Genomic DNA, 10,946 nt, shown 5'->3' on the forward strand with positions numbered 1-10,946 from the left:
CTTTATCGTTGAGCAATAATTGTTCGTAGATTTTAACCAAATCGTCTTTAGTGACTTTTTGCAGCGCGGCCAAGTAGCGATCGCGAGCATCAAATTGGTATTTGCCATGCCAGAACTCGCTAGTGTATAGACCAGCCTCAGCATAAAAATCCGTTGGCTTTTGCAGCACATTGGCGATCATTGCCTGCTTGGCCTGCTCGATCTCAGCAGGGTCAGTGGCTTTTAATTTAGCCAGATATTCAGCGCGAAATTTATCCATACGCGCTTTGATACCGGGCAGATCGGTATTGGAACTTTGCACCAACATCACAAAACCGGGAATATCATCGACCGGATAATTAAAGCTGGTCACCACATAACCCAATTGTTCATGGGTGCGCAACTGCATAAAAAAGTCATTGCTAAACAGCGAATTTAATACCGCCAACTGCGCCTGTTCATCATCAGACTTTTTACTGCCAAACCAGGCTTGTAAAACCGCGCTATCAGCCAGTTCAACATCATCGCTAAAGTTTATAGCTTTGCGGGGTGCGGGAGTCACATATTGATTGACTACGCGCTGCGCCGGTGTGCGCGTGCCGGGAAGAATCGCAGCCGCTGCCAAAGCCATTTCTTTTACTTGCGCGTCGGTGTAATTGCCTACTGCAAAAATGCGCAACAGTGGATCGCGTTTAATGGCCGCATGGTAAGCAACCACATCGGCCTTGCTAACCATTTTGGCGGCAGCCAGCAGTTGCTCATCGGTCCATTGCACTTTACTGGTCAAACGTTGGCCGTGACCAAATAACTGGCGAAACACATGGTTCTTTTCTTTGTTGGCAACATTTTGCTGGAAACTATCCAGCGCTTCGTGGAACGCCTTATCGCTAATATCCAATGCAGCAAATTCTTTCAACATTTGCTCTAACAGCAGAGGATGTTTAGTAGTGTAACCGGAAATGAAAATACCCTGGCTATTGGCATCCATTACGGTTGCCGAAATCCCCAGGGATGCGCGCCCGGCGCGATCTGCCAATGTCATGGTTTGCTTGTTGTAAATATCATTAATCAGTGACGAGAGCACAGCTTCTTTCGGTGATTTCAGTGAAAAATCGACATTGATTTGTACTGACACCTGGCCCTTGTCTTCACGATAATGTTCAGCATGAGCCAGATAAGCTTCTACGCCCGCTTGGCTAACCACCTGATGCGGTTTAAGGTAAAGGTTATCGACAATTGGCGCAGGTTTATCAGTAAATAAATCATTCAACGGTGGCAAATTAAATTTATGTTTAGCGGCCAATGAATCCCAGCGCGCAAATTCTTCGGCATTAATAGCGCGAATTGCGTATTTACCATCAAAGAAGGGCACAGGCGTTTCTGCTTTTTCATTGGGATTGATGTACCACACGCGGGCATTACGCTCATCCAATTGTGCCAGCAGATTTTTAATTGCTTTAGCATCGTAACGGTCGTAGATGTAATCGGCATTTAATAAATTTTCTACCGGCAAATCAAACTGCAACATAGTCAATTCCACCGCTTGGTCGAGCGGCTCTGACTTGGAGGCATTGGCAAAATCTTTGCTGCGCATGGCTTGCAATTCGCGGTAGTAATTGGGATTCAAACCATCGCGCTTGATCAGGTCGATATAAGAAAAAATTGCCGCGAGGATTTCATCTTGCTGCTGCACACCCGCATCGGTCAATTCCGCTTGCACGCGCAGGAAACCGTCGGGGCCGTAGCCCTCGGCATCAATATAGGCGGTAATCATTTTTACCAAACCTTTACTGCGCAATTGCTCACCCAAGGTGCCCTGCTCTTCCGAAGTAATTAAGTTGCGCACATATTCATTGGGTTTCAAACGCCATTGGTGCTTGTTGGATTTCACCGGAAAATCCACATAAAGCGCTTTCAAATCTTTAATCGGCTTGTAGTGAATACTCTTGCCCATTTCGGTTTTGGTTAAACCCGGCACTGTGACTTCAGGCAAGGTGACATTTTTATTGGGAATCGACGAAAAATGCTTTTCGGCGAGCGCTTTTAATTCCGGCAGTGATTGCTTGCCAACCAAAGTCAGCTTCATGATATTGGCGGAGTAGTAACTGTCGTAAAATTTTTTCAACTCTTCTTGCAAAACTGAGCCCGGCTTATCTTGCAGGGTATCCAAATTGCCGATGTTAAATTTTGCGGCGGGGCTTTCCGGATTGGCAGTAAAACCTTGCAATGCAAATAAATTCCAGCCGTCTTGTGCTTTTTGCAGCGACCACTCATTGTTCACCGCATTGCGCTCTTTCTCGCTGAAGTGCGGATCAAAAGTTGGTTTCTTAAAATAATCGCTAAAACGATCCAATGCATCGTCAAACTTTCCGGCATTGATCTGGAATAAATAATTGGTTTTATCGTAGGCGGTAAAGGCATTAGTCATACCACCATTGGCCTGGGTGTATTTCATAAAACCATCGGGCTCAGGATATTTTTCCGTCCCCAAAAACAACATAAGTTCAAGGTAGTGCGCCAAACCCAATTGTGTTTTGGGGTCATGTGCACTGCCCACGCCCACGGCAATCGACGCCGCAGAATTTTCAAGCGTCGGGTCAGAGACCAACACCACCTGCAAACCATTAGGTAACAGAAGCGCCGAATACTGACGATCATCATTAGGGCTTTTAATGATGGTGACTTGTTCGGGGTTTTGTACGGTGGGTTTGGAGCTGCTGGTGGATTCGCAGCCCACCAAACTGATTCCGCCCAGCAACAGCAAACTGAAGGCATAGGCCGAGTAGCGCTTTAACATAGCGTAGTTCCTTTAGGGTTAGAGTTGGTTCAATTGGCGGGCAAAGCCTAGCAGAGTTTGGGGTGGCACGCACAGTGGTGCTCGCACAGGGGCGCTAGCACAGAGCCGTTCGCACAAGGTGGAGTAAGAGCGATGAAGAGTTTTTGCAGCAGACTGCTATGCCCAGCCAATATGACCATACTGGCCGGCCGTAGGTTCCTCTTGCCGCTTAGTTAACTAGATTCACAGTGGCGATAAAATGCCGCTGGCTTTGCATAGTTGCACCTGAGCTTTCATCTTTTACTTCACGTTTTACGGCGATCAACCGCCCGTTCTGCTGACGATATTCGGTGTGAATTTCATTCTTGAAGGTAAAACCAATCACGATAAATATGCGCCCGGAACCCTTTTCAGTTAACTGGCTAGAGAGCGGGACGCCTTTATCGTCAATCCATATCTGCAAATGGTTTTTGTATTTTTTAACGTATTTGCGAAAGCCTTTGTCAATTTTTTCTTTGGGCATACTAAAGGTTAGCAATCTGGTTGGCTCGCCATTAAATGCATCCATTTTTTCACCCACAAAATGGTAGCGCCCCAGTACTAACTCCATTTGTGCGGCGGGATACAAAAGTTCGCGCCATTCCCAATATTGAAACTGCCCAACCGCATTGAGCGCTGAATTCTTTACATTTTCATCCTCAATTTTTGCCAGCTCTTCTGCGTGTAATTGCCCAATCAGTGCAGGGGAATAAACCGCTCGCAACCCATTCGCTCCATCCTCCAAACGCATATTAATCACGCCTTCACGCTCAATTAATTCGTCGTGCTCGCCGCTGCGGCCAAATAATTTGAACTGCGCATTGACGACAATGGGGTCAGTAAACTTTAGCTGTGTTAAGGCGCTGCGAAAATCAGTAAGGCCATCGGCCATTACCGTAGCTGAAAGGCTCACCGCACAAAACATGACGAATATAGGCGAGTAGCCATACCAAAAAAATCGTTTGATCATTAACATTTCCTTTCTATTATAAAACTACACCAATGATTAAGTGGCCTCGCGCAGCACCACTACAGGAGGTGTAACCACGACAGTGCGACAACAAACAACACCCAAGGTTGCAATAAATACCATTCCAATAAGTGGCGATGCCAACCAATACGCGTAGTGAGGTTGCATTTCATTCTTAAACACGAGGTGTTGCAAAGCGAACAAAAATGATTCGGCACCAACGATAGCAATTAAACCCGATAAAAAACCTAGAATGGCAAACTCGACCAGCACACTGCCCAACATTAAGCGGCGCGAACTTCCCAACGCACGCAGCAGGCCTGCTTCTTGTTTGCGGCTTTCAATACTGCCCATTACCACTGCAAACAGCACCAGACACCCAGCCCCCAGAGTCAACCAAAGTACCAAGCCGATACCGTTACTAACCTGGCTGATAATTTTTTGGATATTTTCAATCATGCTCCCGAAATTCAATACCAATAAATTGGGATGTTCGCGAGCAAAATGGTTAAAGTACTGCGTATCGCCTGTTGGAATAAACGCACTGGTGCCATAAATCGGTGAAAAACGGTCAAGTGCAGTTGGCTCAAATATAAATAAGAAATTTTGATTTAACGACTTCCAATCAATACGCCTAAAGCTGGCCACTTCTGCATTCAAGGCTAAGCCCCCAACAGAGAAAGCCAGTTGATCGCCAATATGCAGCCCAATAAGTTTTGCGAATTCAGCATCGACTGAAACCCCCACCCTATTGGGCGCAGCTTTTTGCCATAAATCCCACCATTGCCCCTCCACAATCTCATGATCACTTGCCAATGAATCGAAATCAGTGACATTTAACTCCTGTTTAAATGCAGGATGGCGATTACTCAGTTCCGCACTCGGTTCGACCGCATTAATTTTTGCGATCCGAACTCTTACGACAGGATAAATGGGATTCACATCAATACGTCTATCGAGCAAAAACTGCTTGAAATCTGCCACGTCAGCAGCATTCATATTGCCAATAAAATGATTCGGTGAATCAGCGGGAATTTGCCTCTGCCATTCCGCAATAAATGAGGTACGAATAATCGTCAGGGTTAGCAATAGCATCAACGCAACGGAAAAAATGGCCACCTGTACAACACTTTGTCCCCTACGTTTTTGCATTCCCGCAAATGCGAGCCGCCAGACCCCACCTAAATTGCTAATAAATAGTTTACTGATTTTCAACAACAACCAGGACACAATACAGGCCACCACCAAAACAACCAGTAATCCCAGAGTTGAACTTAAGGTGATTTTTATATTGCGACTAAATAGGCCCACCAACGCCACCATCGCAAACACTGCCAAACCTATTTGCAACCACACCTGCGGCATATTCACCGCTAATTCCCTGCGTAAAATTTTTAGCGGGGGAATACCAGGCAAAAACCAAAGCGCAGGCAATGCAAAACACAACACACAAACCAAACCTCCGATAAAACTCAGCACATAGGGATAAACACCCGATGACGCCAGTGTGAGGTGGTACAACTGCTTGATGTTGACTGCGACAACTTCCTGAATCCCGTAACCTATCACCAAACCAAACAAAGCCGCCGCTACACCCAACATCAATAACTGTCCGAAATATAATAACCGGATACGCAAAGCATTAGCGCCCAAGCTTTTCATAAGCGCAACCTGATTAGTGTGGCGCACTGAAAACTGGCGTGCCGCAATAGCAATTGCGACACCAGCCAGGAGCACCGCCATCACCGATGCAATTATCAGGAAGTTTTTGGCGGTTTTTAAATTGGCCGTTAACTGTTCCTGCGATGACTCAATGGTTGCAATACTTTGATGTTGATTAAGCTCAGGTTTTATTTTCTCAAGAAAGCCAGTCAAATTTTTGCTATTGCTCGCAGCAAGCAGCCATTGATAATTCTCTTGCGGAATATTGGTTTTTGGCAGATCAGCAATATTCATTATCAAGCGCGCGCCAAAGTTAAAAAACGGATTCACGCCGACCGGCTCATCAATAAGTATGTTAGTCAGCGTTAAATCCACATCGCCTACGGAAACCCTGTCACCCATGGATATTTTTAATGCGGAGAACAATCGTGAGTCTACCCACACCTCACCGGCGGCAGGAACTGCACTGGCCGTTCTAATATCAACAGCATTTTCCGCATAAACCACATGGCTAATGTCCAATTGCCCGCGCAATGGGTAATACGAATCCACGGCCTTAATCGATGCCATTTGCATCTCATCGCCAGCATAAACAACTGACATAAACATAGTGGAAAATGATTGCTGGAGCTTGTTTTCTGTGGCGCGGCCAATCCATTCCTGACTTATCGGCACAGAACCACTGACAACAGCATCTGCACCCAAGATGCTATTACTTTGCAACAACAGGGTTGATTCAAGTCTTGCAGAAAAAATAGAGATGCCACTTAAAACAGCCACCGCAAGAATAAGGGAAACAGCCAACAGCTTTAACTCGCCACTGCGCCAATTACGCAGCAATAATTTTAATGCCAACATTATTGTTTACCCTGCGATGGCATTATTTCGCCTGCCGATAATTCAATACGTGTTTGGCAGCGCGACGCAAGACGGTGTTCATGGGTAACCAGAATGAGTGTTGCGTTCTGTTCCGCATTTAATTGAAAGAGCAAATCTATAATACGCGCACCGGTAGTACTGTCTAAATTGCCGGTTGGCTCATCGGCAAAAAGAATTTTGGGCTGACTGGCAAATGCCCGTGCTATAGCAACTCGTTGCTGCTCGCCGCCGGAGAGCTGTTGCGGGTAATGACTGGTACGCTTCTCCAATCCCACTTGGCCTAAAAAATCCATCGCCAAATTTTTTGCTTTTTTATTGCCGCGTAGCTCCAGCGGCAACATGACATTTTCTAGCGCGGTCAAACCGGGCAGCAGTTGAAATGATTGAAAAATAAAACCAACATTAACCGCTCTCACTTTCGCCCGTCCCTCTTCATTGAGAGACGTAAGCGAGTGATTATTCAAAATGACCTCTCCTGCTGTGGGTACATCCAAGCCAGCCAAAATCCCAAGAAGAGTGGATTTACCCGAGCCAGATGCACCAGTAATCGCAATCGATTCTCCAGCTGCAACCGCAAGCGAAATATCATGCAAAATAGTTAAATCGCCCTCGGCTGTTGTTACTTTTTTAGAGATTCCTTTAACGTCAAGCATAGCCAGATTTAATCCTTAGAATGGTAATAATGAAGGGTTAAGATTGCGAATCCTTGAATATTTTGGTGACGGAAAATTAAATCTCGTAACGATTATTTCTCAGCCATATAACGACAGCCAACAACACAGCCACGAGCACACTGTAAATTGTCACTTCAGCAGAATAGTTAAACGTAAAACTCACATATCCGTTGCTAGCATCGCCAAACGACACCTGCATAACTTCACCAATACTATTCAGATAGGTTTTGACCAATTCATAAATATGAATATTGATTCCCATGAATTTATTGAGAAAACGATCAGCAACCAGCAGGATTAGCGGGATAAAAGTAGCACCGAGAAAGGGCGACTTTTTTGCGTAGGCTGATGCCAGCATCGCCCAAGCAAATACCGGCAGCATCAGCGGCACCAAACCCATGCTGCCCAACAAATAATTTCCCAGCAGTGGCAAGGCGTGCAAGGCCGTGACAAATTGCCCAAAGTCACCCAGCCACACACAAACTACGAGTAATAACACCAGGTTTGTCAATGCATTCATTAACAGTGTCAACAAGGGTACACTCACCGCCGCTACAACTAATTTGATGAACACATTAAAATGCTCACTTACCGGCATGGAGCGCCAAAATAAGATGTCGCGGCTTTTACGATCAGAAAACAAACATGACGTAGAGTAATACAAAGTCAAAAACACACTGACCACGGAAAAAAACCACCACCCCATAAATTGTTGCAACGCAATGATAAAGCCAACCACTTCGTTACTTGCAAAATTTATTTTATAGCCACTACCAGTTTCATCCAGTTTTAAGAATTCCTGAAAATGAGGATCAGCTAACTTAATACCTGAGTCATTTGTTTGATTGATGGCGGGATCGCTGATAACTGCCAACACCCAAAAACCGGCTACTAGTAACACACACACCAAGGGTAATAATACAAATAGACTACGATGTTCCCAGTATTCACGCTTTAACTGCACCACAAAAAGTTTTCCAAACATTACGCCACCTCCTTCGCCAAATGCTGGGGCTTTATTTTAGCCACAAATAATTCACTTAAACTCGGTGTAGTGAGCTGCCCTAATTGCGCCAGTGATGCACGCTGCTGCTCACTGGGTTCAAACAACATACTGAAACCACCCAGCAAGCGGCGACTGTGAATCGGGTTGTGCGCCAGCGCATGCTCTTTGTAATTGGCGTCCACCTGTAACTCCACGTATTGCATTGCGATTTGCTCCATGCTTGCATCCAACACGATTTTTCCCTGATTTATAAAAATCAGATCAGTCAAAATTGTTTCGATCTCTTCCACTTGATGCGTGGTAATTAAAATGGTTTTCTGTCCATCGTAATAATCGTTGAGCAAACTCTCATAAAATTGTTTGCGATAAAGAATATCCAAGCCCAAGGTCGGCTCATCCAACACCAATAGCTCACTATCAATTGCCATAATCAACGCAAGATGCAATTGGGTGACCATGCCCTTGGAGAGTGACCGGACTTTATCAGTAAGCGCGATAGAGGTTTCTGCGAGATATTTCATGCACAGTGTGCGGCTGAAGCGCGGATGGACGCCTTCGGTGTAAGCGACTAATTCGCGCACGCTGATCCAATGGGGCAGTATCGCGGTATCCGCAACAAAGGAAACCCGCTCCAATAATTTCACGCGCTCGCGTTGCGGATTCATCCCCAACACAGTCAATTCGCCCTCTACTGGCGCCAAGCCTAAAATCCCTTTTAACAAGCTTGTCTTACCAGCGCCGTTGGGACCAATTAAGCCCACAATTTTCCCTGCATCGATTTGCAAATCAATATTTTCCAACGCCATTTTTTTGCCGTAACGCTTTTGTACCCCTTGGGCACTAATTACCGGGCTCATGCTATTCTCCTTGCGCGACTTGCAGCGCGGTGATCAATTCTTTTTTACTTATACCCAGCTGCCGCATACGCAGCAAAAGTGCGGGCACTTCAGTAGAGATAAATTTTTCTTTTTCGATGTTGTGCAATTTTTGTTGCGCACCCTGCACTACATACATACCCATGCCGCGCCGCGCTTCCACCAGCCCCATATCCACCAACTCCTGATAGGCCTTACTCACCGTAATGTGATTAATTTGATAGTCACTGGCGACCTGCCGCACGGACGGCAGAGCATCGCCCTCTTTGAATACACCCGATAAAATCAACGCCACAATTTTTTCACGCAGCTGTCGATAGATGGGCTGATCATCATTCCAATTCATAGTGTCGGTTATTTACTGTCGTTAACATGAATAGCCTGCACAATGCCATCGCGCATAACGACGCGAGTCACTTTGCGCGAGGCAACTTTGTCTGAGTCTATATCGAATAAAAAGATAAAACTCTTACTGGATTTCTCGGTTCGTTCATAGACATATTCAAATACCTCTAACCCATCCTTTTCTACTTGGGTGCGATCAGGAATACCAAAGTTGGTAAGCACCCATTGCTTTGTGGTTTTACCTGCTTCAATAGTGGCCACTTGTTGCGCGCTAATTTCTGTACCTTTGTGATACTCGTTGGTGTGTTGGTTATACACACAGGCTGAAAGTGCAATACAAGGAATTAATAACAGTAAACGTTTCATAGAGCTCTCTTTAAAAAAGTAGTAAGAAATAACTTAAATTCCATAACAGTTATTGCGCAACCAAATAGCCCCCAACTACAAAAGCAGAGCCAATAACAGTTGGATTAATAACGCGGTAGCAAGTATTCCGGCTTAGCGATCTTATTTCACACACCAGCATAGTGTTATACACAACTATAACAGTATAACAATTTTTAACAAGCCCCCGCACACACAAATTCCCAAGCAAAGGTTTTACAAGCACACCTCTACCTGACTATGCTATTGGGGAGACAAAGCCAACCCTTCAAGAGGTGGCAATCACCAATGGATAGATGCTATGAACTCCCTAACCTTCCCGTCCCTTGGCAAATACATCGATCTATTGGTGGACGCCGTTTGCGTGGTGGATAAAAACGGTCACTTTCTTTATGTAAGCCCCAGTGCGGAGCAGATTTTTGGATATACACAAGCAGAGTTGATGGGCAAACAAATGCTGGAGCTGGTACATCCGGATGACCACCAGCTCACGCTCCAAACAGTCGATAAAATTGTTGCAGGGGAACCGCAGCCACACTTTGAGAATCGCTATATCCGCAAAAATGGCGATACCGTCCACATTATGTGGTCGGCGCGCTGGTCGGAAGCAGATCAATGCCGTGTGGCGGTTGCCCGAGACATCACCCGGCGCAAACAGGCTGAGAGCATTCAGCAGGCCGTGTTTGCGATTGCTGAAGCCTCGCACAATACGCAGGATCTGCACGCACTCTTCGCGCAAATCCATCGGATTATTAGCGAGTTGTTAGCCGCTGAAAATTTTTCGGTGGCACTGCGCGATAGTAATTCCGGATTAACCAGCTTTCCTTACTCACATGAGCAGGTAGTGCTTTCGTTTAGCAATGACGGGACCGAGATCGCCAATCAATTATTGGCGCAGGTGCTGGATACCAATAAAGCGCAGCTCTACAACGCTTCCTATGAACGGCAGGCGCTGCAAAGTTGGCTGGGTGTTCCACTGAAATCCCATTCGGGTGTATTGGGCGCATTGGTGTTAAAAAGTTTTTCCCCCGAACACCATTACAGTGAAAAAAATATGGAATTACTGCAATTTGTTTCAACCCAAATTGCAGCGGCGGTAGAGCGCAAACAAATGATGGCGCGCCTTGAGCATCTCGCGCTTTATGATCAATTAACCCGCTTACCCAATCGCACCCTCTTCTACGACCGCATTCATTCGGCAATGGCGCGCGCAAAACGCAATCAGGGAACTTTTTCACTCTTGTATTTAGATATGGATAAATTCAAAGCTGTGAACGACAACTATGGGCACAATATAGGGGATTTACTACTGGAACAGGCATCGCGCCGCCTTGAACACTGCGTGCGCGAGTGCGAT

The 10,946-nt window shown here is 45.8% G+C and carries 9 protein-coding genes; 1 reads left to right on the plus strand and 8 read right to left on the minus strand.

Translation table 11 applies throughout. The features are described from left to right. From ACWA6V_RS07595 to ACWA6V_RS07630, 8 genes are all read right to left on the minus strand, one after another. Window positions 1-2,776, minus strand: a 2,776-nt coding sequence (locus ACWA6V_RS07595) for an insulinase family protein (RefSeq protein WP_449521912.1), incomplete at its 3' end; no start/stop codon positions are given. A gap of 208 nt (window positions 2,777-2,984) precedes the next feature. After that, window positions 2,985-3,764: a hypothetical protein gene (locus tag ACWA6V_RS07600; protein ID WP_449521913.1), complete on the minus strand. Its 780-nt coding sequence runs from the start codon at window positions 3,762-3,764 to the stop codon at window positions 2,985-2,987. A gap of 36 nt (window positions 3,765-3,800) precedes the next feature. After that, window positions 3,801-6,284, minus strand: coding sequence for an ABC transporter permease (locus ACWA6V_RS07605; RefSeq protein WP_449521914.1), 2,484 nt, complete (start codon window positions 6,282-6,284; stop codon window positions 3,801-3,803). After that, window positions 6,284-6,958 (minus strand): ABC transporter ATP-binding protein, encoded by a 675-nt coding sequence (locus ACWA6V_RS07610; RefSeq protein WP_449521915.1) that lies wholly within the window; start codon window positions 6,956-6,958, stop codon window positions 6,284-6,286. The genes ACWA6V_RS07605 and ACWA6V_RS07610 overlap by 1 nt, the downstream gene beginning before the upstream one ends. Window positions 6,959-7,034: 76 nt before the next feature. Beyond that, the gene (locus tag ACWA6V_RS07615) at window positions 7,035-7,964 is read right to left on the minus strand and encodes a hypothetical protein (protein WP_449521916.1); all 930 of its coding nucleotides are present in this window, start codon (window positions 7,962-7,964) and stop codon (window positions 7,035-7,037) included. Then, window positions 7,964-8,842, minus strand: coding sequence for an ABC transporter ATP-binding protein (locus ACWA6V_RS07620; RefSeq protein ID WP_449521917.1), 879 nt, complete (start codon window positions 8,840-8,842; stop codon window positions 7,964-7,966). Before ACWA6V_RS07620 ends, ACWA6V_RS07615 begins: the two co-directional genes overlap by 1 nt. A 1-nt stretch (window position 8,843) precedes the next feature. Further along, window positions 8,844-9,206, minus strand: coding sequence for a GntR family transcriptional regulator (locus ACWA6V_RS07625; RefSeq protein ID WP_449521918.1), 363 nt, complete (start codon window positions 9,204-9,206; stop codon window positions 8,844-8,846). Window positions 9,207-9,214: 8 nt separating this feature from the next. Beyond that, a complete protein-coding gene (locus tag ACWA6V_RS07630; RefSeq protein WP_449521919.1) occupies window positions 9,215-9,571 on the minus strand; it encodes a hypothetical protein in 357 nt (118 codons plus the stop codon). A gap of 319 nt (window positions 9,572-9,890) precedes the next feature. Here ACWA6V_RS07630 and ACWA6V_RS07635 point away from each other — a divergent pair. Then, window positions 9,891-10,946, plus strand: a 1,056-nt coding sequence (locus ACWA6V_RS07635) for a PAS domain S-box protein (RefSeq protein WP_449521920.1), incomplete at its 3' end; no start/stop codon positions are given.

The organism is Cellvibrio sp., assembly GCF_053579595.1.

Excerpts from the sequence above, each read along its gene's own strand:
- ACWA6V_RS07600 (WP_449521913.1), bottom strand. The coding sequence starts at position 3,764 with ATGATCAAACGATTTTTTTGGTATGGCTACTCGCCTATATTCGTCATG.
- ACWA6V_RS07605 (WP_449521914.1), bottom strand. The coding sequence starts at position 6,284 with ATGTTGGCATTAAAATTATTGCTGCGTAATTGGCGCAGTGGCGAGTTA.
- ACWA6V_RS07610 (WP_449521915.1), bottom strand. The coding sequence starts at position 6,958 with ATGCTTGACGTTAAAGGAATCTCTAAAAAAGTAACAACAGCCGAGGGC.
- ACWA6V_RS07615 (WP_449521916.1), bottom strand. The coding sequence starts at position 7,964 with ATGTTTGGAAAACTTTTTGTGGTGCAGTTAAAGCGTGAATACTGGGAA.
- ACWA6V_RS07620 (WP_449521917.1), bottom strand. The coding sequence starts at position 8,842 with ATGAGCCCGGTAATTAGTGCCCAAGGGGTACAAAAGCGTTACGGCAAA.
- ACWA6V_RS07625 (WP_449521918.1), bottom strand. The coding sequence starts at position 9,206 with ATGAATTGGAATGATGATCAGCCCATCTATCGACAGCTGCGTGAAAAA.
- ACWA6V_RS07630 (WP_449521919.1), bottom strand. The coding sequence starts at position 9,571 with ATGAAACGTTTACTGTTATTAATTCCTTGTATTGCACTTTCAGCCTGT.